This is a genomic window from Pelomonas lactea, from assembly GCF_043555885.1.
Lineage (GTDB): Bacteria > Pseudomonadota > Gammaproteobacteria > Burkholderiales > Burkholderiaceae_C > Pelomonas > Pelomonas lactea.
Window position 1 is genome coordinate 416888 of record NZ_JBIGHX010000003.1, and the last position, 25831, is coordinate 442718.

At 71.5% G+C, this 25831-nt stretch carries 19 protein-coding genes and 2 tRNA genes; 12 read left to right on the forward strand and 9 right to left on the reverse strand.

What is annotated here, in order from left to right; translation table 11 throughout:
• Window positions 1-71: 71 nt before the first annotated feature.
• The 5 genes from pal (at window position 72) to ACG04Q_RS10490 (ending at window position 2471) form a co-directional block, all read left to right on the forward strand.
• Window positions 72-608 (forward strand): peptidoglycan-associated lipoprotein Pal, encoded by a 537-nt coding sequence (pal, locus tag ACG04Q_RS10470; RefSeq protein WP_394510858.1) that lies wholly within the window; start codon window positions 72-74, stop codon window positions 606-608.
• Window positions 608-1387: a tol-pal system protein YbgF gene (gene ybgF, locus ACG04Q_RS10475; RefSeq protein WP_394510859.1), complete on the forward strand. Its 780-nt coding sequence runs from the start codon at window positions 608-610 to the stop codon at window positions 1385-1387. Before pal ends, ybgF begins: the two co-directional genes overlap by 1 nt.
• A complete protein-coding gene (locus ACG04Q_RS10480) occupies window positions 1387-2178 on the forward strand; it encodes a tRNA threonylcarbamoyladenosine dehydratase (RefSeq protein ID WP_394510860.1) in 792 nt (263 codons plus the stop codon). Before ybgF ends, ACG04Q_RS10480 begins: the two co-directional genes overlap by 1 nt.
• 69 nt (window positions 2179-2247) lie before the next feature.
• Window positions 2248-2323: transfer RNA gene (locus tag ACG04Q_RS10485), tRNA-Lys, on the forward strand.
• Between the two features lie 72 nt (window positions 2324-2395).
• Window positions 2396-2471, forward strand: a tRNA-Lys gene (locus ACG04Q_RS10490).
• 126 nt (window positions 2472-2597) lie between these two features.
• On the opposite strand, the gene ACG04Q_RS10495 is transcribed toward ACG04Q_RS10490, so the two are convergent.
• On the reverse strand, window positions 2598-3767 hold the full coding sequence (locus ACG04Q_RS10495; protein WP_394510861.1) for a coiled-coil domain-containing protein: 1170 nt from the start codon (window positions 3765-3767) through the stop codon (window positions 2598-2600).
• A gap of 114 nt (window positions 3768-3881) precedes the next feature.
• Window positions 3882-4820, reverse strand: coding sequence for a LysR family transcriptional regulator (locus tag ACG04Q_RS10500; protein WP_394510862.1), 939 nt, complete (start codon window positions 4818-4820; stop codon window positions 3882-3884).
• Between the two features lie 132 nt (window positions 4821-4952).
• Here ACG04Q_RS10500 and ACG04Q_RS10505 point away from each other — a divergent pair, with 132 nt between their 5' ends.
• Window positions 4953-5969 carry an MBL fold metallo-hydrolase gene (locus tag ACG04Q_RS10505; RefSeq protein WP_394510863.1) on the forward strand — a complete coding sequence of 339 codons (1017 nt, stop codon included), beginning with the start codon at window positions 4953-4955 and terminating at the stop codon, window positions 5967-5969.
• 9 nt (window positions 5970-5978) lie between these two features.
• Here the strand turns inward: ACG04Q_RS10505 and ACG04Q_RS10510 are convergent, their stop codons facing one another.
• Together ACG04Q_RS10510 and ACG04Q_RS10515 are read right to left on the reverse strand one after the other, a co-directional pair.
• Window positions 5979-6764 carry a substrate-binding periplasmic protein gene (locus ACG04Q_RS10510; RefSeq protein WP_394510864.1) on the reverse strand — a complete coding sequence of 262 codons (786 nt, stop codon included), beginning with the start codon at window positions 6762-6764 and terminating at the stop codon, window positions 5979-5981.
• Between the two features lie 20 nt (window positions 6765-6784).
• Complete coding sequence (locus tag ACG04Q_RS10515) at window positions 6785-8311, reverse strand: glycine betaine ABC transporter substrate-binding protein (RefSeq protein WP_394510865.1); 1527 nt, start codon at window positions 8309-8311, stop codon at window positions 6785-6787.
• A gap of 113 nt (window positions 8312-8424) precedes the next feature.
• On the opposite strand from ACG04Q_RS10515, the gene ACG04Q_RS10520 reads away from it, so the two are divergent.
• Window positions 8425-8628, forward strand: coding sequence for a hypothetical protein (locus ACG04Q_RS10520; RefSeq protein WP_394510866.1), 204 nt, complete (start codon window positions 8425-8427; stop codon window positions 8626-8628).
• Window positions 8629-8696: 68 nt separating this feature from the next.
• On the opposite strand, the gene ACG04Q_RS10525 is transcribed toward ACG04Q_RS10520, so the two are convergent.
• Window positions 8697-17216 (reverse strand): GH36-type glycosyl hydrolase domain-containing protein, encoded by an 8520-nt coding sequence (locus ACG04Q_RS10525; protein ID WP_394510868.1) that lies wholly within the window; start codon window positions 17214-17216, stop codon window positions 8697-8699.
• Between the two features lie 105 nt (window positions 17217-17321).
• On the opposite strand from ACG04Q_RS10525, the gene ACG04Q_RS10530 reads away from it, so the two are divergent.
• Window positions 17322-17813, forward strand: coding sequence for a hypothetical protein (locus ACG04Q_RS10530; RefSeq protein ID WP_394510870.1), 492 nt, complete (start codon window positions 17322-17324; stop codon window positions 17811-17813).
• On the opposite strand, the gene ACG04Q_RS10535 is transcribed toward ACG04Q_RS10530, so the two are convergent.
• From ACG04Q_RS10535 to ACG04Q_RS10545, 3 genes are read right to left on the reverse strand one after another with little or no spacing between them, the layout of a single operon-like run.
• Window positions 17776-18114, reverse strand: a complete 339-nt coding sequence (locus tag ACG04Q_RS10535) for a thioredoxin domain-containing protein (RefSeq protein ID WP_394510871.1) — start codon at window positions 18112-18114, stop codon at window positions 17776-17778. The genes ACG04Q_RS10530 and ACG04Q_RS10535 overlap by 38 nt on opposite strands.
• A 60-nt stretch (window positions 18115-18174) precedes the next feature.
• Window positions 18175-19596 carry a sensor histidine kinase gene (locus tag ACG04Q_RS10540; protein WP_394510872.1) on the reverse strand — a complete coding sequence of 474 codons (1422 nt, stop codon included), beginning with the start codon at window positions 19594-19596 and terminating at the stop codon, window positions 18175-18177.
• On the reverse strand, window positions 19589-20272 hold the full coding sequence (locus tag ACG04Q_RS10545; protein ID WP_394510873.1) for a response regulator transcription factor: 684 nt from the start codon (window positions 20270-20272) through the stop codon (window positions 19589-19591). Before ACG04Q_RS10545 ends, ACG04Q_RS10540 begins: the two co-directional genes overlap by 8 nt.
• A gap of 127 nt (window positions 20273-20399) precedes the next feature.
• Between ACG04Q_RS10545 and ACG04Q_RS10550 the strand changes: the two genes are divergently transcribed.
• The 4 genes from ACG04Q_RS10550 to ACG04Q_RS10565 all read left to right on the forward strand — a co-directional run bounded on the left by ACG04Q_RS10550 (window position 20400) and on the right by ACG04Q_RS10565 (window position 24779).
• The gene (locus tag ACG04Q_RS10550; RefSeq protein WP_394510874.1) at window positions 20400-21419 is read left to right on the forward strand and encodes a porin; all 1020 of its coding nucleotides are present in this window, start codon (window positions 20400-20402) and stop codon (window positions 21417-21419) included.
• A 154-nt stretch (window positions 21420-21573) separates the two neighbouring features.
• The gene (locus ACG04Q_RS10555; RefSeq protein WP_394510876.1) at window positions 21574-22536 is read left to right on the forward strand and encodes a tripartite tricarboxylate transporter substrate binding protein; all 963 of its coding nucleotides are present in this window, start codon (window positions 21574-21576) and stop codon (window positions 22534-22536) included.
• A 232-nt stretch (window positions 22537-22768) separates the two neighbouring features.
• Entirely contained in the window at window positions 22769-23281 is a 513-nt protein-coding gene (locus ACG04Q_RS10560) for a tripartite tricarboxylate transporter TctB family protein (RefSeq protein ID WP_394510877.1), read from the forward strand.
• Window positions 23282-23297: 16 nt separating this feature from the next.
• The gene (locus tag ACG04Q_RS10565; RefSeq protein WP_394511344.1) at window positions 23298-24779 is read left to right on the forward strand and encodes a tripartite tricarboxylate transporter permease; all 1482 of its coding nucleotides are present in this window, start codon (window positions 23298-23300) and stop codon (window positions 24777-24779) included.
• 261 nt (window positions 24780-25040) lie between these two features.
• Here the strand turns inward: ACG04Q_RS10565 and ACG04Q_RS10570 are convergent, their stop codons facing one another.
• Window positions 25041-25829, reverse strand: a complete 789-nt coding sequence (locus ACG04Q_RS10570; RefSeq protein WP_394510878.1) for an ATP-binding cassette domain-containing protein — start codon at window positions 25827-25829, stop codon at window positions 25041-25043.
• Window positions 25830-25831 lie beyond the last annotated feature (2 nt).

Below are 25831 nucleotides of genomic sequence, written 5' to 3' on the forward strand. Positions count from 1 at the left end.
AATATCGCGCCGGCAACGTTGTCGGCATTGACGTTTCACCCCGCCCCCCGTCTGTTGTGGAGAACACTCGAATGAAGCTGACCCGTTACGCGCTCACCCTGGTTGCCGCCGCCGTGCTGGCAGGCTGCCAATCCGCCGTCAAGCTGGACGAGCCCGCGCCGGTCAAGGAAGCCGCGCCCGTCGCGCCGCCCGTTGCCCCGGCTCAACCCAAGGTCGCCACTGTTCCGGAGGGCAAGGTCACGACGCTGACGCTGGACGAACAGCTGACGCAGCAAGTGCAGGGCAAGCGCGTCGTCTACTTCGACTTCGACAGCGACATCGTCAAGGAAGAGTACCGCCCGCTGGTGGACCTGCACGCCAAGCGCCTGAACAACAACAAGAAGCTGGCGCTGACGCTGGAAGGCCACACCGACGAGCGCGGTGGCCGCGAGTACAACCTGGCCCTGGGTCAGCGTCGTGCCGAAGCTGTCGCCAAGTCGCTGACGCTGCTGGGCGTGGGCACCAACCAGGTCGAGGCCGTCAGCTTCGGCAAGGAGCGCCCGGCCGTGCAAGGCAGCGGCGAAGAAGCCTGGGGCAAGAACCGCCGCGTCGAGCTCAAGGACAAGTGATGCGTGGACTGCGTCTGACGCTGGTGGCCCTGGCTGCGGGCGCAGCCTTCATGCAGCCGGCCTCGGCCGGCCTGTTCGAGGATGACGAAGCCCGCAAGGCCATCCTCGAACTGCGCGCCAAGATCCAGGCCAACGAGGACGCCGCCAAGCAGCGCGCCGAGCAGCTCAACTCGCTGGTGCAGGACCAGCTCCAGCCGCTGCGCCGCAGCATGCTGGAGCTCAACAGCCAGCTCGACGCGCTGCGCGCCGAGGTCGCCACGCTGCGCGGCGCCAACGAGCGCCTCGCGCGCGACCTGGCCGACACGCAGCGCAAGGTCACGGACCAGTCCCAGTCCATCGATGCCCGCCTGAAGCCGCTGGAGCCGCAGAAGGTCAGCCTCGACGGCCGCGAGTTCCAGGTCAGCCCCGACGAACGCAGCCAGTACGACGCCGCCATCGGCCTCGTGCGCCGCGGCGACTTCGCCGAGGCCGTGGCCGCGCTGAACGCCTTCCTGAAGCGCTACACGGCCAGTGGCTACACCGACTCGGTGCGCTTCTGGCTGGGCAACGCGCAGTACGGCAAGCGGGACTACAAGGACGCGATCGCGACCTTCAAGGCCCTCATCGCCGGCAACCCTGACCACCCGCGCGCGCCGGAGGCGCTGCTCGCGCTGGCCAACTGCCAGGCCGAGTTGAAGGACAACAAGGCCGCGCGACGCAGCCTCGAAGACCTCATCAAGGCCTACCCCGGCACCGAAGCCGCGCAAGCCGGCAAGGAACGCCTGGCGACGCTGAAGTGATGTCTGCGGATCAGCTCGACGCTGATCTGGAGCGTCGCTTCGGCGGCCTGCGCCGCCTGCATGGCGACGCCGCCTACCAGCGCCTGCGCACCGCGCGCTTCGCGGTCGTCGGGCTGGGCGGCGTCGGCTCCTGGGCTGTCGAGGCGCTGGCCCGCAGCGGTGCTGCAGAGCTGACGCTGATCGACCTGGACCAGGTCTCCGAATCCAACATCAACCGCCAGATCCAGGCACTGGGGGCGACGGTGGGCATGGCCAAGGCCGAGGCGCTGCGGCTGCGCATCGCCGACATCCACCCCGGCTGCACGGTGCGTGTCATCGAGGAATTCGTCGAGCCCGACAACTGGCCGGCGCTGATCGGCGACGCCGAGGTCGACGGCCTCATCGACTGCTGCGACCAGGTCCGCGCCAAGGCCACGCTGGCTGCCTGGGCGCGCGAGCGCGGGCTGCCCTTCGTCACGGTCGGTGCCGCCGGCGGCAAGCGCGAGCCGCACCGCGTGCAGCTCGACGACCTCAGCGCCACGACGCACGACCCGCTGCTGGCGTCGCTGCGCCAGCGGCTGCGCAAGCACCACGGTGCGCCGCGCAGCGGCGGCATGAACGTCGCCTGCGTCTACTCGCGCGAGCCGGTGCATCTGCCGCAGTTGGGTGAGGGCGAGGCCTGCGAGGTTGCCGAGGTGGACGGCAGCCTGAACTGCCACGGCTACGGTTCCAGCGTCGCCGTCACGGCGACCTTCGGGCTGTGCGCAGCGGCCGAGCTGCAGCGTCTGCATCTGCTGCGCCCACCGGCTTGAAGACCGTTGCATGAAAATTTTTGCCGACTGGCAAAAAACCTGCCTATAATGGCGGGCTCTGCTTGACGCGGGACGTTAGCTCAGTCGGTAGAGCAGCGGACTTTTAATCCGTTGGTCGCAGGTTCGAATCCTGCACGTCCCACCAGAAATTTCTGGCGAGATCCAAAAAATCGCGCTATAATGATTGGCTCAGCAAGACGCAAGTCAAGTTGAATCAGGGCTCTTAGCTCAGTTGGTAGAGCAGCGGACTCTTAATCCGTTGGTCGTAGGTTCGAATCCTACAGGGCCCACCAAAATTTCGAGCCGATCCTGCAAAGGTCGGCTCAAACCACCAAAACCCGCCTTGTGCGGGTTTTGTTTTTTCGGCCTTTGAAAAAGGCTCAGCCCCCGCCGGAGCGGCGCAGCCCCGGCTTCGGCGGCTAGCGTGGGTCTGAGAGGTGCAGCCAGTCCTGGCCCAGCAGTCCATTCGTCTGGTTCAAGTAGTGAAGCTCGACGAGGTAGCGCCGCCGCCATTCGATCCATTGGCCGCGTAGCGGTTCGGTGGCCGGCAATGCTTGGCCGCTGCCCCGCAGGGAATCTCGCAGCGATCTGGACAGCGGTGCGTCCAGCGGCAGGTTCAGCACCCAGGCGCCGGTGGACTGCGTGGCGTCGGCGTAGGCCGTCAGCGCCTGCCGTCGCAGCTCGTCGATGAGGGCCGACAGCTGCCGGACGTCTTCCGCCAGTGCCTCCCGGTCCTGAGCTTCCAGCTGACGGGTCGTTTCGACCGAGTCGACAATTTCCTGGATGCAGCCGGAGCGCGAGCGATTCAGCAGCGTGCTCTCGTCCGGGCGCGGTCTGACCTCGAGTTGCGACGCGGTGCCGCGTTCATCGGCAAACAGCGGGAGCGTCGTCGCGCGGCAGGTTGCCTTCACGCGCGCATAAACATCCGACAGCACCTGGGTCCGGAATGCCGGATAGGAGGCGCGGGCCTTGGTGTCGGCGATCTGCGCCTGGGTCTGGACTTGCGTCAGGCGCCGCGCCATGGTTTCCAGCTGGCGGGTCGTGTCCTGCACTCTGGATTCCAGTGCCAGTTTGTCTTTCTGCAGTCCCTTCAACGTTTCCTGGAGTTTCTCCCGGTCCGCGGCGAGTTTGAGGATGTCGTGGTCGATGGTTTCGCGCTTCTGGCGCAATTGCTCGTTGCCCGCGGTCAGGTTGGCCGAATCGATCTGCAGCTTGAGGTTGCTCAGTTCGAGGCGGCGCCGCGCCACATCGAAGACACCCTGAAACTGGGCGAACAGGATGGTTCCGACCGTGGCCGCCAGCGGGATGATGGTGCCCGGGCGGAGCCAGGGCGAGCGACTCAGCTCGCGAATGTCCAGCTCAAGTTTTCGTTGCGCCAGCGGATCGTGCACGGCGGCACGCGCCAGGTCGAGCTGCAGTTTCTCGCTCTCCAGGCGGAGTTTCTCGATGGTCAGCTGGGCCTGCGTGGCTTGATGCCGGAGTTCGCCGGTGAGTTTCTGTATTTCAAGCGCTAGTTTTCCCGCGGGCGAATCCGTCACCGCAATGCCGGCATGGGAGGGTGGGCATGAGGAATCTGCCGAGGGATGCATCGCCGGCCTCCGCGTGATTTGCGGAGAATTTTCCGAGGCGCGGCTTCCCGCAGGCAACCCGGGCCGGGCGTGGCGTCCACAAAACTGATGCGTAGCAGCGGGACGGGGCCGCTGTCAGGCGCGCGGATCCGTGCCCGGCAGGCGGTCCCACCACGGTATTTCGCCGATCTCGGCGCGCAGGTGGTCGATGAACAGCCGGGACTTCGCCGCATGGCTGCGCCCAGGCAGGCGCACGGCGTGGATGCCGGGCGTGCCGGGCGCGGCCGGCGCAGTGGCTTCCTCCGGGAACAGCGCAACCAGCTCACCGGAGCGCAGGTGGTCGCAGACCACCCAGGTCGCCATGTGCAGCACGCCCACGCCCTGCAACGCCGCCTGGAGCATGCCGTCCTTGTCATCGGTGCGGTAGCGGCCGCGGACCGGCAATGGCTGATTGCGGTTCACGCCGGCATAGCGCCAGACGAAGCCCGGTGCCGGCGGCGTGGCGACGGTGATGCAGTCGTGGTCCATCAGCGCCTCGGGCGTCTGCGGTCGGCCGGCGCGGGCCAGGTAGGCGGGGCTGGCGCAGGTGATCAGGCGCACCTGTGCGAGTTGCGTGGCGCACAGGTCGCTGTCGGGCAACACGCCGATGCGGATGGCGACGTCCATGCGCTGCTCGGACAGGTCGACGATCTGGTCGGTGAGGTGCAGGTCCACCTCGATGTCGGGGTAGCGGCGCAGGAAGCTCGCCAGCGCACCGACGACATGGCGGCGGCCGAACACGGTGGGTGCCGTCACCGCCAGCAGGCCGCGCGGCTCGCCGTCGGCGGCCTGCAGCGCCTCCTTGGCGCCCGCGAGTTCGCCCAGGATGTTGCGCGCCCGGGGCAGGAACTGCTCGCCGGCGTCGGTCAGTGCCAGGCGGCGCGGGCTGCGGTGGAACAGACGGCTGCCCAGCTCGGCTTCCAGCGCGTCGATCTTGCGCGTGACGGATGACACCGCCACGTCCTGCCGGCGCGCGACCTCCGAGAAACTGCCGTGAGCGGCGACGGCGAGAAAGGTGTCCAGCGCTTCGATCATGGGGCTTATTTTGCGAAATTCGCAAATGGCATTTGCGTTCGGCGTGATTGTTCTGGGAAACGCAAAACAAAACAATCCGCTCCGTTTCGCGAACAACCCGCCACTCCCTCACACCATCGACCCGAAGCTGCCATGACATCCACCTCCGCTCCCTTCCCGCTCCCATCGCGCCGCCGCCAGACCACGCCGGGCCGCCTGGCCATCGCATCGGCGCTGGCACTGGCTGGTTTCGCGCTCGCCAGCCTGCCCGTACCCGCGCGCGCCGCCGCGCCGCAGGTCAAGACGCAGGCGCCCGGCTGGTACCGCCTGATGCTGGGCAGCTTCGAGGTGACGTCGCTGAGCGACGGCACCGCCACCCTGCCGGTCGACCAACTGCTGCACGCACCGACCGGCCGTGTCGCTGAGGGCCTGAAGCAGCACTTCCAGACCGCCCCGCTGGAGACCTCCGTCAACGCCTGGCTCATCAACACCGGCAGTCGCCTCGTGCTGGTGGACGCCGGCGCCGGTGCGCTGTTCGGCCCGACGCTGGGCAAGCTGGCGGCGCAGATCCGTGCGGCCGGCTACCGGCCGGAGCAGGTCGACGACATCTTGATCACCCACATGCACCCCGACCACGTGGGTGGCCTGGCGGCCGATGGCCAGCGCGTGTTTGCCAACGCCACCGTGCATGCCGACAAGGCCGATGCCGACCACTGGCTGTCCGCTGCCAAGGCCGAGGCGGCGCCCAAGGAGGCCAAGGGCTTCTTCCAGGGGGCGCAGGCGTCGCTGGCGCCGTATGTGCAGGCCGGCCGCTTCCGGACGCTGGAGCGCGACGCCGAGATCGTGCCGGGCATCCGTGCCGTCGCGGCCCACGGCCACACGCCCGGCCACACGATCTATGCCGTGGAGAGCCAGGGGCAGCGGCTGGTGCTGATCGGCGACCTGATCCATGTCGCGTCCGTGCAGCTGGCGTCACCGGAGGTGACCATCGCGTTCGACACCGACGAGCCGCAGGCGGCGCAGACGCGTGCCCGCGTGTTTGCCGAGCTGGCCGCCAGCGGCAGCCTTGTCGCCGCGACGCACTTCAGCTTCCCCGGCGTGGGCCGGCTGAAGCAGGCCGGCAAGGGCTGGACCTGGATGCCGCTGGACTACAGCAGCCAGCTGCGCTGACGGCGCTCGTCAGGGCAGCGGACGGATGCTGCCGCCCAGGCTGCCCGGCGGGTGGTGCTCGTTGAACAGTTGCCAGACGCGCCCGGCGCGGGCCGCCTGGCCGAAGGCCTGGCGCAGCAGTCGCCGGTCGGGTTCGCCCAGGCGGCGCGACAGGTACACGCCGCTGGCGTTCCAGCCCAGCTCATCCAGCGGCTCCACGCGTAGCCGCTTGAGCAGCGGTGCCAGGTCGGGCTCCGTCGCCAGCGTGCCCACCAGGATGGAAGCCGTCATGACGGTGGCCGGCGCCAGCCCCAACCGCAGCGCGCGGGCGACGCCGGCCGGGTCGGCCTCCTCGACGAGGCGCTGGCGTTGGCGCAGCGTCGCGATGGCGGCGTCATAGGCGGGGCCGAACGAGAAGCCGCGCACGACCACCAGCTTGTAGTCGGGCAGGGCCACCAGGTCGGCCAGCGAGCGCGGCACGGCGGCCTCGCCGTCCAGCGTCAGCAGGCTGGCGCGCACCTGGATCAGTGGCACGAACTCCGCGTTTGCGTCGCGGGATGGCGTGGCCGACGCCGGGATGAGCACGTCGGCCTGGCCGCCGTCGAACATGGACTGCTGGCGCGCGCGCGGCACCTGCTGCATCGCGACCTGGCAGGCTGCGCCCACGGCGACTTCACGCAGCAGCGTGGGGTAGATGCCCTGAGGGCGCCCCTGCTCGAAGCGCACGCTGACGCCGATGGGCGCCATGGGCACGTCGATGACGCGTGAGCAACCGGCGTGCGCCGCGCCCGCGGCCAGCAGCCCCAGCAACCACATGCCTGATCGCCTCGTTGCGTTCATGCCCCTCGGTCCCAACGTGTTTGGCAACGATTGTGAACCGGCGTGAGGCGCCGCTCCATCCCGTCGAATACCAGTTGCACGACGACCGCCAGCGCCGCAGCCGGCAAGGCGCCGGCCAGCATCAGCGCGCTGTCGTTGACGGCCAGCCCGGCGACGATGCGCTCGCCCAGCCCGCCGGCGCCGACGAACGCGGCCACGGTGGCCGTGCCGACGTTGGTGACGGCGGCCGTCTTCACGCCCGCCATCAGCGTGGGCAGCGCCAGCGGCAGCTGCACCACGCGCAAGGTCTGGCTGCGCGTCAGCCCCAGCGCCAGAGCGGCCTGCGTAAGTCCGGTCGGCACGCCTTGCAGGCCGGCGTGTGTGTTGTGCACGATGGGCAGCAGCGCATAGACGAACAGCGCCAGCAACGCCGGCACGAAGCCGATGTGGCCCAGCAGTGCGATCAGGAACGCCAGCAGTGCCAGCGACGGCAAGGTCTGCAGCAGGCCGGCTGCCGCCATGACCGGCGCGGCCAGGCGCGGCAGGCGGTGAGCGGCGATGCCCAGCGGCACGGCCAGCGCGACGGCCAATGCCACCGACCCCAGCACCAGCGCCAGATGCTGGGCCAGCAAGCGTGGCAGGTCGGGTGCCAGCAGGCGTGCCATCACGCCCGGCGCCGGCGCGGGTGAGGGTGCCGGTTGCAGAAAACCGCGTGCCACGTCGGCGAAGGGCCGCCCTTGCAGCTCGGCGGCGGCGTTGAGCTGGATCATGCGCGCCTCAGGCAGGCGGCCGCGCAAGGCCTGCAGCGGCTTGTCGTCCACCGTCGCGCGCATCAGCAGCACGGCGTCGTAGCGCGGGAAGAACTGCCGGTCGTCCTTCAGCACGCGCACCGGCTGGCGGGCCAGCTGCGCGTCGGTCGTGTAGACGTCGATGAGGTCCACCTGGCCACCCGCCAAGGCCTGGTACGCCAGGCCATGGTCCAGCCCGGCGCCGGCGTTCAGCGCCAGTCCGTAGGCGCGTTGCAATGCGGGCCAACCGTCGGCGCGGGCGATGAACTCGTGGGACAGCCCCAGCTTGAGGGCGGCGGGCCTGGCGGCCAGGTCGGAGATGGATGCGATGCCCAGCCGCGCCGCGTCGGCCTCGCGCATCGCCAGCGCATAGCTGTTGTTGAAGCCCAGCGGCACCGCCGCCTTCAGGCCCAGCGGTTGCAGCCAGGCGTTGATCTGCGCCAGTGGCGCCTGCGCGTCGGCGGGCGAGTCGCGCTTGAGCAGCTCGCGAACAATGGTGCCGGTGTACTCGGGGTAGATGTCGATCTGCCCCTCGCGCAATGCGGCGGCCAGGATGGCCGTGTTGCCCAGGCCCTGGCGGTGTTCGGCAGCGATGCCCTGCGCGACGAGCGTCTGGCTGACGATTTCACCGAGCAGATAGCTTTCGGTGAAGCGCTTGGAGCCCACCTGCAACGGCTGGGCATGCAGATTGCCCACCCACAGGGCGGTGCAGACCGCGAGGGCGAGGCGGAGCAGGCGGGCGGTCATGGCTCGCATCGTGCCTCAAGACGCGTAGGAGCCGGACTACGGGCCGTGGCGTCTGTCGCCGAATGCAACGGCGCGTGTCCGGATCTAGATTTGAAGCTCACCCAAAACCCAAGGAGTCCCCCATGTCCCGAGCCACCGAACTTTTGCTGCGTCAACATCGGGACAGCCTGGGCGCACACCTGCGCCAATGCCGCACGTTGTCGGACCGTAGCCAGCGTGCGCTGTGCTCGCTGGAGGCGCTGGACGCCGCAGTGGGCCAGCGGCTGTTCACGACGGTTGTGCTGGGCAGCGCCGTGATGGCGCTGGTGCTGAGCCTGACGGCCTGAGCGGCCCGAGCGACCTTCTGCCATCGCAAAAGCGGCCCGCGGGCCGCTTTTGTTTTGGGCCGGCCTCATCAGGCCAGCAGCGCCGGTTCGGCGCGCGGCGCCGCGGCGACCTCGGCGGCGGGCACCCACAGGCGCAGCTCACCCGCCGCCTCGGCCAGCAGCAGCGTCGTGCCCGGTGGCAGGCGGCGGTAGCCTGACGGCGCTTGGGCATCGGCGGGGGCGCGCTGCACCAGCACCTCGATCCCGCGGCCGTCCGCCTGCAGCCGCACCCGGGCCTGCTGCCAGTGCGGCGGCAGGCAGGGCTGCACGGTCAGCCGGCCGTGAACAAGCCGCACGCCGCAGATGGACTCGACCGCCGCGCGCAGCAGCCAGCCGGCCGCGCCGGTGTACCAGCTCCAGCCACCGCGGCCGGCGTGCGGCTGCGCGGTTTCGATGTCGCCAGCCACGGCGAACGGCTCCAGCCCGTAGACGGCGCCATGCGCGCTGCGGTGCGCCGGGCTGATGGCCGTGAACGCCGCCCAGGCACGGTCGGCCTGGCCCAGCTTGGCGCTGGCCATCAGTGCCCAGGTGGCGGCATGGTTGTACTGGCCGCCGTTCTCGCGCACGCCGCCGGGGTAGGCCTGGATGTAGCCGGCCTCGGGCTGGTGGTCCTTCAGCGGCGGCCACAGCAGGCGCAGCAGGTGCGCGTCGCGGTCGTGCAGCTCGCGCCAGGCACTGTCCAGCGCACGGCGGGCGCGCTCGGGGTCGGCGGCGCCGGTCAGCACGGCCCAGGCCTGCACGATGAGGTCGATGCGGCACTCGCTGGCGGTGTGCGTGCCCAGCACGCTGCCGTCGTCGAACCAGCCGCGACGGTACCAGTCGCCGTCCCAGGCCTGCGCGTCCAGCGCGGCGCTGAGCCGCGCGCGCGCCTCGCGCCAGCGCTGCGCGCGCGCCTGCTCGTTGCGCGCGACGGCCAGCGGATGCAGCGCGTCGATGACGGCGCACAGGAAGAAGCCCATCCACACCGACTCGCCCTGGCCGCCCGCGCCGACGCGGTTCATGCCGTCGTTCCAGTCGCCGGTGCCGAACAGCGGCAGGCCGTGCGCGCCGACGGCCAGGCTGATGTCGATGCTGCGCGCCGCGTGCTCGTAGAGGCTGGCGGTCTCGTCGGTGATAGCGGGTGACTCGTAGATGTCCTCGGCACCTTCGGGCACGGGCCGGCCGTCGATGAAGGGCAGTTGCTCGTCGGCCAGCGCGGTGTCGCCGGTGCGCTCGGTGTAGAGCGCCAATGCAAAGGCCAGCCACAGCCGGTCGTCGGCGAAATGCGTGCGCACGCCGGCGCCGGCCGGCTCGTGCCACCAGTGCTGCACGTCGCCCTCGCGGAACTGGCGGCGCGCATGGCGGCGGATCTGCTCGGCCAGCCGCTCGGGCGCGTGCTGCACCAGCGACATCGCGTCCTGCAGCTGGTCGCGGAAGCCGAACGCGCCGCCGGCCTGGAAGAAGCCCGCGCGACCCCAGATGCGGCAGGCCAGCACCTGGGTCGGCAGCCAGTGGTTGACGAGGGCGTCGAAGCCCGCGTCCGGCGTGGCCACCTGCACCGGCGCGCTCAAGCGCCGCCACACGGCGCGCTGCGCGGCCAGGCGTTGCAGCGGGTCCACGGTCCAGGCGTCGCGGGCCAGTTCGCGGGCCGCGGGCAAGCTGGGCGCGTGGCCCAGCAGCACCGTGGCATGCCACGCATGGCCGGCCTCCAGCCGCAGCGGCACGGCCAGCAGCGCGGCGGCGTCGGCGCCGGGGCCGGCCTGGCCGTCGAGAGCCAGCGGCATGACGAGGCGACCCTCGTCGTCGAACAGCAGGCGGCGGTCGCCGCTGGCCTCGACGGCGGCCTGCCAAAGCCGCGGCGGGTTCAGGTCGGCCGCGAAGCCGGCTTCCTGCGGCCACGGCCACAGCGCATGGTCTTCGGCCAGTGCCTCGATCTGGTCGGGCGTCTGGTCGCTGCCGCGCGTGGGGCGCAGCGCCAGCCATGCCGTGTGCCCGCCGAAGCCGTTGAGGCCGTCGGCCTGCGTGGCCAGCACCAGCGTGGGCGTGTCGGCCGAGCCGGGGTCTATGCGCGTGACGACGCTGCGCCGCGCGCCGCTGTCCATGCCCAGCTGCCATTGCGCGCCGGCCAGCAGGCGCAGCCGGCGCGGCGCCGTGCCGGGCGCGGCGTGCAGCTCGACCTGGCATTGGCGCACGGCGGTGCGGGCATCCACCGTCCAGCGCAGCCGCACGACGAGGCCCGGCAGCGTGAACGCCAGCGCCGTGGCGCCGGGCAGGTGGCTCACCGGCTGGTGGGGGCTCGCGCGGCCCAGCAGCCAGGCGCAGCCGCTGTCCAGGCAGTGCAGCATCAGCCACTCGCCGGGCGAGTCCAGCAGCGCGTCGTTGGACCACGGCGTGATCTGGTGCAGCCGGCTGTTGCCGGCCCAGGCCATGCCGGCACCGCGTTCGGACACCTGGCAGCCGAAGTGCTCGTTGGCGATGACGTTGACCCAGGGCCGCGGCGGCTGGCTCCTGGGGGCCAGCTCGAAGCGGCAGGCGCCGCTGGCGGTGTCGAAGTCGTGCGGTGGCTGCACGGCGCCGGGCTCGGCGTGGTTCCACAGCACATGCACGGCACCGGCCGCGCGGCGTGCCTTGGCGGCCTGCTCGTGCGGCGCGGTGAGGCGCTCCAGCTGCTGCGCCAGCGGCCGGCCGTCGGCGAACCAGCGCACGCGGGCCAGCAGGTTCAGCGCGAAGCGGGTGTCGTCCTGCACGGCACCGTCGGCCAGCACATGCAGCCTGGCGCGGCCGCGCAGCTGCTCGGCCAGCGAGCGCAGCGCGCGCGACACCGGCGCGAGGTAGGAGGCCGGCTCGGCGTCCAGCACGACGATGTCCACCGCCAGCGGGCTGCCCTGGGCCTGCAGCAGCGCGCACAGCTCGCGCACCATCATCACGCCGGTCGTGTCGGCCACGCGGACGAGGATGATGGGCGCGTCGCCCGACACGCCGTGGCGCCACAGCGCATCGCGCTGGAAGAAGCCCTCCAGCGCCGGCACGCCGTCGCGCGCACCCTGCGAGGTCAGCAGCGTCTGCAGCGCGAGGCCCGCGCGCCAGGCGCCCGGTGCCAGGCCGGCGCCCTGCGTGCGCACGCCGGCCATCGTGTGGGCCAGCATCAGCGTGCGCTCGCGCAGCGCCGGCTGGGCCAGCTTGTCGAGCAGGTGGTTCAGCGTCTGCGCCTCGGGCGCGGCGGCGGTGGCGAAGGTCAGCTCCACGCGCCCCCCGGGCGGCAGCGTGAGTGCCAGGTGCAGCAGCGACAGCGGGTCGTTGCCGGTGTCCAGCGCGCCGGCGTCGGTGCTGAGACCGGGCACCGGGTTGCGCAGCGCCTTGGCGTCGGCGCGCGCGATGGCGCCGCCCGGCTGGCCGGCACGGCCGCCGCGGGCCAGCCAATGGGCGCGGTCGGCGCCGGCCTGCACGCGCAGCAGCCGCGCGCCGCCTTCCACCTCCAGGCCCACGAGTGCGTGCACCGCGTGCAGCGGCACCTCCTTGTGGCCGCGCGGCAGGCGCTGCCAGTGCAGTGCGCGCTGCTCGGGCGCCCAGCGGGCCTGCAGGAACAGCTTGCCGAAGGCCGGGTGTGCCAGGTCGGCACGGGCCGGGGCCAGCACGGGCTCGAAGCTGGACACCAGCACCAGGTGGCGCTCGCGGTCGGACAGGTTGCGCAGCGTCACGCGGCGCAGCTCGACGTCGTCTTCCACGGCCACCCAGACCTCGGTGTGCGCGTGCAGCTGCTCGCCCTCGGCGGTGAACTGCGCGCTGGCCGGATGCAGCCGCGCGCTGTAGCGCCACTGCGGGCCCGGCGTGGGCCGCAGCGTCAGCGACCGCCAGGGGCTGGACTCGGGGCCGCCGCGCCAGCTGCTCTCGGTGCTGGCGGGCCAGGGCGTATCCAGGCCGCGCAGGTGCAGGTGGTGTCCCAGCAGGTCCTGCGCGAGGTCGTCATGCCAGCGGCTCACCAGCACCTGCTGGCCGGGCTCGCCGAACAGCAGCGTGCCGCCGCCGTGCTCGCGCAGCATGGTGTTGAGCCGGCCGTGGCCCAGCCAGCCGGTGGCGGGCAGCGCGCGGCCGCGCGTGTCGGGCACGACCAGCGAGATGTGGGCCCGCCGCGGCGTGGCGCGTGTGGGCGTGGCGGGCGGTTCCTTCAGCGGCGGCACCTCGTGCGGCGCGCGCTCGTGCAGCAGCCAGCGCACGGCCGACAGGCGCGGCTCGGCGTCGGCCCAGCGCTGCGGCGCGCCGCCGCTGAGCACCTCGGTCAGCGCAACCAGCGCCATGCCCTGGTGATGGCTCATGGACGTGCCGATGCGCTGCACGCGCGGGCCCTGCGGTTCGCCGTCGGTGGTGGGCTCGGGCTGGCGCGTGGCGGTGTAGTCCAGCGCCTCCATGAAGCCCAGCTCGTGGCGGGCGCCCAGCGCCTGCAGGTGGCGCAAATTCGCCACCGCGGCGCGCGGCATCACCATGGTCGCCATCAGGCTGGCGTAGGGGGCGATGACGATCTCCTCCGGCGGCGTGTCGCGCAGCGCCAGTGCTGCGTTGCCCTGCGGGCCGTACTGGTAGGCCAGGCTCTCGTCGCGCTTGGCATAGGCGCTTTCTGAGACACCCCAAGGCAGGCCCTTGGCACGGCCGGCGCGGATCTGCTCCATCACGGTGGCGCGGGCCGCCTCCTCCAGCGCGCTGCCCGCCGGCTCGTCCAGCACGAGGGAGGGCATCAGCATCTCGAACATCGAGCCCGACCAGCTCTTCAGGCCGGTGACGGTGCCGCGCGAGAAGAAAGGCCGGCCCAAGGCGCCCCAGTGCGAGGCGGGCAGGTCGCCCTTGGCGATGCCGACGAGGCTGGTCAGGCGCGCCTCGGAGGCGAGCAGGTCGTAGTGGTTCTGGTCCAGCCGCTCCTCGCCGTGTGCAACGCCGGGCTGCGCGATGGCGCCGATGTGCAGCAGCCGGCGCTGCGGGTCGTACAGCCACGTGAAGTCGTGTGCCAGCGCCAGCGCGCGGGCGCGGGCGGCCACGGCGTTGAGCGCGTCGGCGACTTCGGGCGGCGGGGCCATGCCGTCCTCGCCGCGCGCAAAGCCCTCGCAGGCGGCCGCCACGACCAGCAGGAAGGCGCACAGGTTGCCGCTGTCGACCGTCGACACGTAGTGCGGCTCCAGCACGGCCAGGCGCTGCGTGTCCATCCAGTTGTAGAGATGGCCGCGGTGCTTGGGGCATTGCTCCAGCGTGTCCAGCGTGCGGCCGATGCGCTCGGCCAGGCCCACGTTGTGCAGCCAGCCGAACTCGCGCGCGCAGCAGGCCGACAGCAGGTACAGGCCGATGTTGGTGGGCGAGGTGCGGTGGGCGACGGCGACGTCGGGGTCGAACTGCACGTTGTCGGGCGGCAGGTCGTGGTCGTCCTTCGTGACCCAGCGCTCGAACCAGCGCCAGGTGTCGCGCGCCACGCCCAGCAGGTAGTGGCGCTCCTCGTCGGTGACGGCCTCGCGGCGCGGCCGCGCGCGTGGCCGGCTGGCGAGCGCGATCCACAGCGGTGCCAGCATCCAGGCCGCCAGCAGCGGCAGGGCGACGGGCCAGGCCACCGTCAGGCCCAGGAACTCGGCGTTGACCAGCAGCGTGGCCAGCACGCCGGTGGCGATGCTCAGCTTGCGATGCTGGGTCAGCAGCGACATCCAGTCGGTGCGCGCCGCGGCCTCGGCGGCGTCCGCGGTCGTCCACTCCAGCAGGCCGCGACGCGTGACGCGCTGGCGCCAGACGGCGCGCACGATGGCATCCAGCTGCAGCCAGGTGGCCGCCGGCAGCATGGCCAGGTGCCACAGCGTGCCGGCCACGGCGCGGCTCAGTTCGATGGCCGCCTGGCGGTAGAAGCGCGGCAGCGAGATGCGGTCCCGCGCCGGCGCGCAGGCAGCCAGTGCGCCCATCAGCGGCCCGGCGCCGAAGGCCGCGGCCACGGCGGCCAGCGCCCAGCCGGGCGTGAGGCCCAGCCCCAGCCACGACGCGACCAGCAGCAGCAGCGATGCCGGGGCGACGAGGCTGCGGCGCAGGTTGTCCAGCATCTTCCACAGGTGCACGCCGCGCAGGCCCCAGCGGCGCGGGTGCTCGATGAAGGGCCACAGTTGCCAGTCGCCGCGCGTCCAGCGGTGGATGCGCGACGCGGCCACATCGGCGTGCATGGGGGCGGGCTCCACCAGCACCACGTCGCTGACGCCGCCGCAGCGCATCAGCGAGCCTTCCAGCAGGTCATGGCTGAGGACCTGGCCCTCGGGCAGCCGGTGCGCCAGCACCTGCGCCGCGGCGTGCACGTCGATGAGGCCCTTGCCGGTAGCGCTGCCTTCGTCGAACAAGTCCTGGTAGACCTCGGACGCGGCCGTGCTGTAGGGGTCCACCCCCGGCTGGCCGGCGAACAGGCTGTGGAACCAGGTGCCATGCACCGTGGAGCTGCCGGCGGCCGTGGCCAACGGCGTGGCGATGCGCGGCTGCAGCATGCCGTGACCATGCACGACGGTGACGGCGCCACGCGCGGACGTGGCCACGCGCGGCCGGTTCAGCGGGTGCGCGGCGATGGACACCAGCTCGCGCAGCGCGCCGGGGGGCAGGGCGGTGTCGCTGTCCAGCGTGACGACGTGGCGCATGCCCGGTGCCGGCGTGGAAAACTCGCCCAGGTCGATGAAACGGTCGGGCAGCGTCTCGGGCGCATGGCCCGCGAGCAGGGTGACCAGCGCCTCGGTCTTGCCGCGCTTGCGCTCCCAGCCGATCCACTTCTGCTCGGTCTCGCTCCAGCGGCGCTCGCGGTGCAGCAGCAGGAAGCGCGGCAGCCCGCCGCAGCTGGGGCCGTGGCGCTGGTTCAGCGCTTCCACGCCCGCACGGGCCTGCGCCAGCAGCGCTGCGTCCTGCGGCAGATGCTGGGCCTTGGCGTCGCCGTAGTCGCTGAGCAGCGCGAACTGCGCCTCGCCTTCCAGATTGGCGAGGTGGTGTCGCTCCAACTGTGCCAGCAGCGTGGCGATGCCCTTGGGCCGCGTCAGCATGCAAGGAATGACCACCATGACGCGCGCCTCGGGGGGGATGCCGCCGGGCCAGGCCAGCCGCGGCAGCCGCAGCGGCCGGGCGCCTTCGCTGATCAGCCGGTTGGCCAGCGCGACGATGGCCTCGCTGGCGGGCAGCGCGGCCAGCAGCGCCGCGGCCACCGTCATGGGCCAGCCCGCGTCGTGCGGCAACCCCAGCGCCAGCAGCAAGGCCATCGCAGCAATGCTGAGCAACCCCAGGCTGGACAGATAGATGAGCGTGCGGTGCGGCTGCAGCGAGGCACCCGCGCGCTTCAGCCACGTCGGCTTCACACGCAACTCGGCGAGCAATTGCGCATGGCCGCGGCCGGTCAGCCAGTGCAGCGGCGCGCGCTCGGCGGCGTCGGGCGCCCATTGGGCGTCGTTGCACAGCACCCGCAGCACGTGCGCGACCTCGGCCTCGGGCAGCCCGTGCCGTGCTGCGAGCGCCTCGATGGCGTGCATGCTGCGGTCCTGCGTGCTCTCCTGCTCCTGGCGGTAGACGTCGATGTGGTTCAACGCCTTCAGCGCCGGGTGCACGTCGTCGAACAGTCCGGCCCAGTTGGCGGCGCCGAGGTGGCGCAGGCTGCCGATCGCGTTGCGGATGCTCTGATGGTCGGCCGCGCCCTCGGACTGCTCGGCCGCCTGCGCGGCGGCGGGGTCGGGCAGCTGTGCGGTCAGCCAGTCGCGGGCGGCATCCCAGGCGGAGTCGTCATCGTCGCCGTCCTCATGCTGGCCCAGCGCGCGGTCCACCAGGCGCTCGTGCAGGCGCAGCGCCAGGGCCTGGATGGCCGGGTCGTTCGGCCAACGGGCCTGCCAGGCCGTCAGCTGCTGGCGCACGGCCGCGGCGCTGAGGTGGGGCAGGGCCTCGAACAGGGCCTGCGCGGCGCGCCGGCCCAGGTGGCGCCAGGCGGCGCGCTCGGCCAGCCGGCGCAGGTTTTCGACAAGCACCACGCGCAGCGTGGACGGCAGCGCCCACAGCTCGCGCAGCGTCAGTGCCTGCGCCTCGTGGTGGCCGGCCAGGAAGTGGCGCATCAGCGCCATGTCCAGCGAGCTGTCGGCATGCGCCACCCAGGCCCAGGCCACGCCGTAGACGCGCGGCAGGCCCTGCAGCGGCTCATCGGCCAGCCGCGGCAGGCGCTGGAAGTAGCTGCGTGGCAGGTCGTGCAGCACCTCGTCGAGCTGCTGTTGCACGAGGCGGGCGTTGTCCAGCAGCCAGGCATGCGCCGGGTCGCTGTCGGCCTGCAGGCCGTGCTCGGACAGCACCTCCAGCGCGGCGCTCCAGACCTGCAGATTGCTCTTCAACCGCGGGAAGAAGGGGCGTGGCTGGCTGCGGTCGTCGTCCACGCGCTGCGCGGTGGCCAGGCTGCGGCCGTGCTCGGCGAATCGCTCGGCGCCGAACTGCACGGCGCGCACGGCCGGCGCCGCTGCGCCGGCGACGCCGGCCACGCGCAGAAACAAGGTGGCCGCGCCGGTGGGCGTGAGGTCGTGGGGGGCATGCGGAGTGGTGGGAGCGTCGGCCATGACCGCACTGTCGATGCCGTCGAGCTCCGGCGGCGACGGCTTGCGGCGCTTGTGGATGTCAGTTGACTCCTACAGGTAGGGCAGGGCGCTGCATACTTGCTCACCATGCGAAAAATCCCGCGGCTCATCGCCCGCGTTCTAGGGATGATGGCCTTGCTCGCGGCGCTGCTGGCCATGTTGTCACCCTGGCTGCTGTACGAGATCGGGCTGAGCCGCTTCGACGCGATGCCGGCCCGGCCGGCGCAGATGGCCACGGCGGAACAGCAGGCGTGGGTGTGGAGGCTGGCGCGAGGCTCGGGCATGCCGACCGTGGCTCCGATGAACCCCTATGGCTATGTGCTGCGCTTGCTGGCCGGCGATGGACGAGCCCAGCCGGGCGAGACCATCGCGTACTGGGTGGCGCGAGAGCACAACTGGCGTCAGCCTTCGCGACGAAGCATGGCCTGGTGGCATCTGTCGAATGCGGCGCTGGCCATCTGGCTCACGCGCCACTGGAGCGCCGAGGACATCGCGTCGGCGGCCTATGCCGCCCAGTGGCCGCGTCGCAGGCCGCTGGACGTCAGCCCGCCGCCCGCAAGCGCCTCGCCAGCTCGGTGACCTCGGGCGCCACCCGCGCCGGCGTCGCGTCCGTCAGATGGGCGCGCAGCACGCGCTTGAGCGTCTCCGGCTGCGGCGTCAGCGGGCCGGCGAAGCGCACATGCTCGGCGTCGGCGATCAGCAGCGTCGGGAAGGTCTCGATGTCCAGGTCGCCGATCAGCTCGGCCTCGTCCTCGATGTCGATCCAGCGCACCTGCAGCCCGGCCTGCGGCAGCTCGGCGCAGGCGGATTCGAAGACTTGCTGGTAGGACTCGCAGGTGCGGCACCAGGCGGCGCAGAGGCAGGCGACGTGAAGGGTCATGGGCCGGCATGGTGCCATGAGGCGCCGCCGCTCGCCGCCGCGGGGGGCACCGGGCGGCGTTCAGGCGTGCAGCGGCAGGTCCACGCGTGCGTCCAGCCCGACGACGCGGCCGCCGTCCACGCGGTTGCCGAGCGTGATCTGCCCGCCCAGCGAATGCACCAGGGCCTGGCAGATGGCCAGGCCCAGCCCCGAGCCCTCGCTCCCCTCGCCGACGGCGAACGGCAGGAACAGGCGTTGCTGCTGCTCGGGCGTCAGGCCCGGGCCACCGTCCGCGATCAGCAACCGCGCCGAACCGGCCTGCACCGTCAGCGCGATGGCGAGCCGGCCGCCGGCCGGCGTGTGCTGGATCGCGTTGTGCAGCAGGTTGCGCGTCAGCTCGCGCAGCGCCCATTCGTGGCTGGCGATGGGCGCAGCTTCGGTGTGGATGTCGAAGTCCAGCCGCTGCTTGGCAATCAGCGGTGCCAGGTCCAGCGCCATCGCGCGCACGATGTCGGCCCAGTCCAGCACCGGCATGTCGTCGCGCTGCTGGCGCATCTGCTCGGCACGGGCCAGCGCCAGCATCTGCGTGGCCAGCTGCGTGGCGCGGGCCACGGTGGTGTCGATCTCGGCCAGCGCCTGCTGCGGCTCCACGTCGCCCTGGCGGGCCGACTGCACCTGCACCTTCAGCACGGCCAGCGGCGTGCGCAGCTGGTGCGAGGCGTCGCGCACGAAGCGCTTCTGGTGCTCCAGCAGCCGGGCCTGGCGGTCCAGCGCGTCGTTGGTGGCGACGATGAGCGGCGCCAGCTCGGCCGGCAGGCCCGGTGCCTGCAGCGGGCTGAGGTCGTCGGCGTCACGCTCGCGCAGCGCGGCGCTGAGTTCCCGCACCGGGCGCGTTGCGCGCTGCACGACGGCCCACACGACGACGGCGATGATGCCCAGCAGCGCCGCCTGCCGCCACAGCGTGTGCAGCAGCACCTGGCGCGCGAGGCTGCGGCGCAGCGCCAGCGTCTCGGCCACCTGGATGGTGGCCAGGCCCATGCCGGTCTGGCCCGACACCGGCTGCAGCAGCACGGCCATGCGCACCGGCTCGCCGCGGAAGGTGTCGTCGTAGAAGTCCACCAGCGCCGGGTAGGCGCCCTGGTCGGGCAGCTTGCCCTGCCAGGCGGGCAGGTCGTCGTAGCCCGACACCATCTCGCCCTTGAAGCCCAGCACGCGGAAGTACAGCCGGCTGCGGCTGTCGGTCTCGAAGGCCTCCAGTGCGGCGTAGGGCACGGCGGCCACCAGCCGCGCCTGCTCGCCGCTGCCGTCCACGCCCAGCAGCTCGCCGATGGCCTTGGCCGAGGCCAGCAGCGTGCGGTCGTAGGCGGTGTCCACCGCGCGCAGCGTGTCGCGGTACAGGCTCACGGTGTTGATGGCCACGATGAGGCCCACCGGCAGCAGGATGCCCCACAGCAGCCGGGCGCGCATGGACAGGCCGGCCAGGCGCTGGCGCAGCTCAGTCATCGGGCTGCAGCAGATAGCCCAGGCCGCGCAGCGTGACGAGCTTGGCCCCGGTTGCAGCCAGCCGCTTGCGCAGCCGGTACGCGACCACCTCGATGGCATCGGGCTGCGCATCGGCGGCGTCGGCAAACACCAGCTCGAACAGCCGGTCCTTGGCCACCGCCTGACCCGGCCGCACGAGCAGCGCGCGCAGCAGCGCCGCCTCGCGCGGTGGCAGGTCCAGCGGCTGGCCGTGGTGGTAGACGGCGCCGCTGTCGGCGTCCGCGCGCAGCCCGCAGAAGCTGGGCGCCTCGGCGGCGCGGAAGCCCTCGCTCGCCTGGCCCTGGCGGCGCACCAGCGCGCGGATGCGGGCCTCCAGCTCGTCCAGGTCGAAGGGCTTGGGCAGGTAGTCATCGGCGCCGGTGTTCAGGCCCAGGATCTTGTCGCCCAGCGTGCCGCGGGCCGTGATGATGATGACGGGCGTCGTCAACCCCTCGGCGCGCGCCTGGGCCAGCACCTCCAGGCCGTCCAGGCCGGGCATGGACAGGTCCAGCAGCACCACGTCGGGCACAGCCGCGTGCCAGCGGCCCAAGGCCTTGGCGCCGTCGTCGCAGATGGCGACCTTGAAGCCGCGCCGCTCGAAGGAGCGCTGCAGCGTGGTCTGCATCGCGGCGTTGTCTTCGATGACCAGCAACTTCATGGGGCGGCAGGCTAGCACCGGGGTAGCCCTGCCCCGGAGTTGAGGTTTACCCCGACGCGTTGGACAGCGGAATGACAGCCTGGCTGCCCAGCATGAAAGGCCCATAAGTCATAAACAGGAGACAACCATGAACTTCCAAGCCAAGGCGCTCGCCGCCGCGTTGCTGGCGGGCACCGCCACGCTGGCCGCAGCCCAGGCCTCCAGCGTCACCATCTTCGGCGTGCTGGACGTCGGCGTGCAGCGCATCAAGAACGGCAGCAAGACGCTGAACCTGGAGAGCATCGACGGCCTGCAGACCAGCCGCATCGGCTTTCGCGGCCAGGAGAACCTGGGCGATGGGCTGACGGCCAGCTTCCACCTGGAAGGCGCCATCGGCCCCGACGTCGGCTCAGGCGGCGACTGGCGCCGCCGCGCGACGGTCAGCCTCGCGAGCAAGGATGCCGGCGAGCTGCGCCTGGGCCGCGACTACACGCCGACCTTCTGGAACATCAGCAAGTTCAACGCCTTCGGCACCAACGGCGTGGGCGCGGCCAGCAACCTGGTCTACGGCTTCGACGGCGCCTCCAGCACGGCCAAGACGGTGATCCGTTCCGACAACTCGGTGGGCTACTTCCTGCCCGACGGGCTGGGCGGCGCTTACGGCCAGGCCATGGTGGCGGCGGGCGAGGGCAGCACGGGCCGCTACGTCGGCGCGCGCCTGGGCTGGGCCGGCAACGGGCTGGACGTGGCACTGGGCGTGTCGGAGACCACCAACACTGCGGCGGGCGACAAGTTCAAGGTCGTCAACCTGGGCGGCAGCTACACGCTCGGCGCGCTCAAGCTGCTGGGCCTCGTCCACAACAGCAAGCAGACGACGCGCGAGCAGAAGAACGTCGTCATCGGCGCGCACTACGCGGTGGGCAGCGGCATCGTCCGCGCCAGCTTCGTCAACGCGCATTCGCGCAACAGCGCCAATGGCGAGGACTACACGGGCAAGATGTTCGCGCTGGGCTATGTGCACAACCTGTCCAAGCGCACGTCGCTCTACACGACGTTCTCGCAGGTCAACAATAGCAAGACGGGCCGCTTCCTGATCCCCGGTGGGTCGGCGATTGCCTTGGGTGACGACTCGCGCGGCATCGAGGCCGGCATCTATCACTCGTTCTGACAGGCCCCTCGTCCAAGGAGTACCTTGGCCGGTCCCCCGAGGGGACGGCGATGCTTGCGGCTTCGAGCCGCAAGCACATCGCCAGACCGGGCCGGCTTGGGAGCGGCCCGGCGCTCGGCCCGCGAGTTCACTGATGACGTCAAAGGAGACAACCATGCGTCGCGACACCTTCCTCAAGTCCCTGGCGGCGCTGGCTGCCACCGGCGCGCTGCCGCTGAGTGCCAGCGCGGCCGGCGTGCCCATGAAGATGATGATCCCCGCCAACCCCGGCGGCGGCTGGGACACCACGGGCCGTGCGCTCGGCAAGGCACTGCAGGACGCGGGCGTCGCGTCGTCCGTGCAGTTCGAGAACAAGGGCGGTGCCGCCGGTGCGCTGGGGCTGGCCCAGTTCGTCAACGCCAGCAAGGGCGACCCGCACGCGCTGCTGGTGATGGGTGCCGTCATGCTGGGCGGCATCATCACCGGCAAGCCGCCGGTGAGCCTGTCGCAGGCCACGCCCATCGCCCGCCTCATCAGCGAGTACAACGTGTTCGTCGTCCACGCGGCGTCGCCGCTGAAGACGATGAAGGACGTCATCGAGCAGCTGAAGAAGGACCCCGGCAGCGTCAAGTGGGGCGGCGGCTCGCGCGGCGCCACCGAGCATGTGGCGGCGGCCATGATCGCGCGCGACGTCGGCGTGGATGCGGCCAAGATCAACTACGTGCCGTTCCGCGGCGGCGGCGAGGCGACGGCGGCCATCCTGGGCGGCAACGTCACCATCGGCGGCAGCGGCTTCAGCGAGTTCCAGCCGTATCTCGAAAGCGGCAAGATGCGCGCGCTGGCGGTCACGTCGCCGGAGCGCCTGAAGGGCGTGAACGCGCCGACGCTGAAGGAGCTGGGCATCAGCGTCGAGATCGGCAACTGGCGCGGCGTGTATGCGCCGCCGGGCATCACGCCCGAGCAGCGCAAGGCGCTGACCGACCTCGTCGTGGCGGCCACCAAGAGCAAGAGCTGGGCCGAGTCCATCGACAAGAACGGTTGGACACCGGCACTGCTGGCCGGCCCCGAGTTCGATGCCTTCGTCGACCGCGAGTTCGCGACGCTGCGCGCCATCATGGTGAAGAGCGGAATGATTTGAAGCCCCTCGCCTGGCCCCGCCGCGCTGAACGCGGGCGGGTCCAGTCGGGACCGCGCTGCGGCCTGGGCCGCAGCGCTTCGGCAGGCACATTGAGCCCACTGGGCTCAATGTGTCCGGCCTCAGCCCCCGAGGGGACGGCGATGCTTGGCGGATCGACCGCCAAGCACATCGCCAGACGGGCCGGCTTGGGGCGGCCCGGCGCTCGGCCCAATACAAACACGGAGGCGGCTCCATGAGCAGCGTGAATCCTTCCACCGCCAGCCAGACGCTTGTCGGCCTTGGCGTCCTCATCGTCGGCGCCGTCATGGCGTTCGGCGCCACGTTCATCCCGTCCGATGCCGGCTATGCCGGCGTGGGGCCCAACGCGCTGCCGTGGCTGGTGTCCGTGGTGCTGATGCTGTGCGGCGGTTGGCTGGTGTGGGAGGCGCGCACGGGCGGCTATCGCGAGATGGAGGCGCCGTCCGGCGCCGAACGCGGCGACTGGCGCGCCGTGGCGTGGGTGGTGGGCGGCGTCGTCGCCAACGCCAGCCTCATCACGACGATAGGCTTCATCCTGGCCTGCGGCCTGTGCTTTGCGCTGGCCGTGCGCGGGCTGCGCATGGCCGAGGGCAAGCCGGGTGGTGCCGCGAAGCAGAGCGCCATCGACCTGCTGACCGGCGTGGCCATCGCGGCGCCGGTGTTCTGGATGTTCAGCAAGCTGCTGGCCATCAACCTGCCGGGCCTGACGGCCAGCGGCTGGCTGTGAGGAGCGGCCGATCATGATGGATCTCTGGAACCAGCTGATGGGCGGCTTTGCCGCCGCCGGCACGCCCATCAATCTGCTGTGGGCCTTCCTCGGCTGCGTCATCGGCACCGGCATCGGCGTGCTGCCGGGCCTGGGCCCGGCCGTGACGGTGGCCATGCTGCTGCCGATCACGTCGCAGGTCGAGCCGACCGCGTCGATGATCTTCTTCGCCGGCATCTACTACGGCGCAATGTACGGCGGCTCCACCACCTCCATCCTGCTCAACACGCCCGGTGAAACCGGCACGATGGTGACGGCGCTGGAGGGCTTCAAGATGGCCAAGAGCGGCCGCGCCGGCGCGGCGCTGGCCACGGCGGCCATCGGCTCGTTCGTCGCCGGCACGGTGGCAACGGTGCTGGTCACGCTGTTCGCGCCGGTCGTGGCGGACTTCGCCGTCACGCTGGGCCCGCCGGAGTACTTCCTGCTGATGCTGCTGGCGTTCACGACCGTCAGCGCCGTGCTGGGCAAGAGCACGTTGCGCGGCATGACGGCGCTGTTCATCGGCCTGGCCCTGGGCCTCATCGGGCTGGACCAGATCACGGCCCAAGTGCGCTACACGGGCGGCGTGCCCGAGTTCATGGACGGCATCGAGACCGTGCTGGTGGCCGTGGGCCTGTTTGCCGTCGGCGAGACGCTCTACATGGCGCTGTACGAGGGGCGCAGCAAGTCCGAGATCAACAAGCTCAGCAGCGTGCACATGACGAAGACGGAGTGGAAGCGCTCCATCCCGGCCTGGCTGCGCGGCACGGTCATCGGCTTCCCGTTCGGCACCATCCCGGCCGGCGGCTCGGAGATCCCCACCTTCCTCAGCTACGCCACCGAGCGCAAGCTCAGCGACCACAAGCACGAGTTCGGCACGACCGGCGCCATCGAAGGCGTGGCCGGCCCCGAGGCGGCCAACAACGCGGCCGTGACGGCCACGCTGGTGCCGCTGCTCACGCTGGGCATCCCGACGTCGGTGACGGCGGCCATCCTGCTGAGCGCGCTGCAGAACTACGGCATCCAGGCGGGCCCGCAGCTGTTCACCACGTCGTCGGCGCTGGTGTGGGCGCTGATCGCGTCGCTGTACATCGGCAACGTGATGCTGCTGGTGCTGAACCTGCCGCTGGTGGGCCTGTGGGTGAAGCTGCTGAAGATCCCCAAGCCGCAGCTGTACGCGGGCATCCTGATCTTCGCGACCGTGGGCGTGTACGGCATGCGCCAGAGCGCGTTCGACCTGTTCCTGATGCTGGGCCTGGGGCTGGTGGGCGTCGTCATGCGGCGCTTCGACTTCCCGACCGCGCCGGTGGTCGTCGGCATGATCCTCGGCCCCCTGGCCGAAGCCCAGGGCCGCAACGCGCTGTCCATCGGCAGCGGCAGCTGGAGCGTGTTCATCGAGCGGCCGCTGTCGCAGGGCCTGCTGGTGCTGCTGGCCGCGGTGCTGGTGGTGCCGCGGGTGTGGAAGCTGATGCGGCGTTAGGCCTGTTAACACTGCGGGAGCCGGCCGCGTTGAGGCCAGAAAGCCCGCGAGCAAGGCGCAAACCGCAGCCGGGTTCGATACCCGGCGAGGATTTGCAACGCCGCGCGCGGGCTTTATGGCCTCAACCCGAAGGGAAGGCCCGCCGCCAGGGGCCACTCTGCGTTGCACCGCTTGCCCGCATATCAATGCGGGCTGCGCGCCGCGCCTTGATTGGCCCCTGGCGGCGGGCCTTCGCGGCCTACTCCCGCAGTGTTAACAGGCCTAGGCGGTTGTTGGGTGCCCGATGATGTGCCGCAGCACCCGGTCTTCCAGCTCCGCGAAGCCCGGCGCTGCGCGTGAGCGCGAGCGGGGCAGCGTGACCGTCGCGTCGAGCGCGATGCCGCCGCGGTCGATGAGCAGCACGCGGTCGGCCAGCGCGACGGCCTCCGCGACGTCGTGCGTCACCAGCAGCGCCGTGAAGCCGTGGCGTTGCCACAGCTGCTCGATGAGGCGGTGCATCTCCAGGCGCGTCAGCGCATCCAGCGCGCCCAGCGGCTCGTCCAGCAGCAGCAGGCGCGGGCGGTGCACCAGCGCGCGGGCCAGCGCCACGCGCTGACGCTGGCCGCCCGAGAGCGTCGCCGGCCAGTCGTCGCCACGGCCGGCCAGGCCCACCTGGGCCAGCGCTTCCATCGCGCGGGCCCTGGCGTCGCGGCCCGCCAGCCCCAGCGCGACGTTGTCGACGACGCGCTTCCACGGCAGCAGCCGCGCGTCCTGGAACATCAGCCGGCGTTCATCCGCCGCGCCGGCGTCGACGTGGCCGGCGCTGGGCGCGTCCAGCCCCGCGATGAGGCGCAGCAGCGTGCTCTTGCCGCAGCCGCTGCGGCCCACCAGCGCGACGAACTCGCCGGGCGCGATGTTCAGGTCCAGTGCCTGCAGCACATGACGCGTGCCGAAGGATTTGTCGACGCCGCGCAGCGTCAGCGCCAGGCCGTGCGAGGTGTCGCGGGCAGGGGGATCGTTGGCCACGGCGTCACGCGGCAGCACGGGGGTGTCGAACTCGGTGAGCCACATCG

What these genes read in the sequence shown, in the direction of transcription:
- ACG04Q_RS10555 (WP_394510876.1), top strand. Translation starts at nt 21,574, where the DNA reads ATGCGTCGCGACACCTTCCTCAAGTCCCTGGCGGCGCTGGCTGCCACC.
- ACG04Q_RS10500 (WP_394510862.1), bottom strand. Translation starts at nt 4,820, where the DNA reads ATGATCGAAGCGCTGGACACCTTTCTCGCCGTCGCCGCTCACGGCAGT.
- ACG04Q_RS10565 (WP_394511344.1), top strand. Translation starts at nt 23,298, where the DNA reads ATGGATCTCTGGAACCAGCTGATGGGCGGCTTTGCCGCCGCCGGCACG.
- ybgF (WP_394510859.1), top strand. Translation starts at nt 608, where the DNA reads ATGCGTGGACTGCGTCTGACGCTGGTGGCCCTGGCTGCGGGCGCAGCC.
- ACG04Q_RS10550 (WP_394510874.1), top strand. Translation starts at nt 20,400, where the DNA reads ATGAACTTCCAAGCCAAGGCGCTCGCCGCCGCGTTGCTGGCGGGCACC.
- ACG04Q_RS10535 (WP_394510871.1), bottom strand. Translation starts at nt 18,114, where the DNA reads ATGACCCTTCACGTCGCCTGCCTCTGCGCCGCCTGGTGCCGCACCTGC.
- ACG04Q_RS10495 (WP_394510861.1), bottom strand. Translation starts at nt 3,767, where the DNA reads ATGCATCCCTCGGCAGATTCCTCATGCCCACCCTCCCATGCCGGCATT.
- ACG04Q_RS10530 (WP_394510870.1), top strand. Translation starts at nt 17,322, where the DNA reads ATGCGAAAAATCCCGCGGCTCATCGCCCGCGTTCTAGGGATGATGGCC.
- ACG04Q_RS10515 (WP_394510865.1), bottom strand. Translation starts at nt 8,311, where the DNA reads ATGCGAGCCATGACCGCCCGCCTGCTCCGCCTCGCCCTCGCGGTCTGC.
- ACG04Q_RS10510 (WP_394510864.1), bottom strand. Translation starts at nt 6,764, where the DNA reads ATGTGGTTGCTGGGGCTGCTGGCCGCGGGCGCGGCGCACGCCGGTTGC.
- ACG04Q_RS10545 (WP_394510873.1), bottom strand. Translation starts at nt 20,272, where the DNA reads ATGAAGTTGCTGGTCATCGAAGACAACGCCGCGATGCAGACCACGCTG.
- ACG04Q_RS10505 (WP_394510863.1), top strand. Translation starts at nt 4,953, where the DNA reads ATGACATCCACCTCCGCTCCCTTCCCGCTCCCATCGCGCCGCCGCCAG.
- ACG04Q_RS10525 (WP_394510868.1), bottom strand. Translation starts at nt 17,216, where the DNA reads ATGGCCGACGCTCCCACCACTCCGCATGCCCCCCACGACCTCACGCCC.
- pal (WP_394510858.1), top strand. Translation starts at nt 72, where the DNA reads ATGAAGCTGACCCGTTACGCGCTCACCCTGGTTGCCGCCGCCGTGCTG.
- ACG04Q_RS10560 (WP_394510877.1), top strand. Translation starts at nt 22,769, where the DNA reads ATGAGCAGCGTGAATCCTTCCACCGCCAGCCAGACGCTTGTCGGCCTT.
- ACG04Q_RS10540 (WP_394510872.1), bottom strand. Translation starts at nt 19,596, where the DNA reads ATGACTGAGCTGCGCCAGCGCCTGGCCGGCCTGTCCATGCGCGCCCGG.
- ACG04Q_RS10480 (WP_394510860.1), top strand. Translation starts at nt 1,387, where the DNA reads ATGTCTGCGGATCAGCTCGACGCTGATCTGGAGCGTCGCTTCGGCGGC.
- ACG04Q_RS10520 (WP_394510866.1), top strand. Translation starts at nt 8,425, where the DNA reads ATGTCCCGAGCCACCGAACTTTTGCTGCGTCAACATCGGGACAGCCTG.
- ACG04Q_RS10570 (WP_394510878.1), bottom strand. Translation starts at nt 25,829, where the DNA reads ATGTGGCTCACCGAGTTCGACACCCCCGTGCTGCCGCGTGACGCCGTG.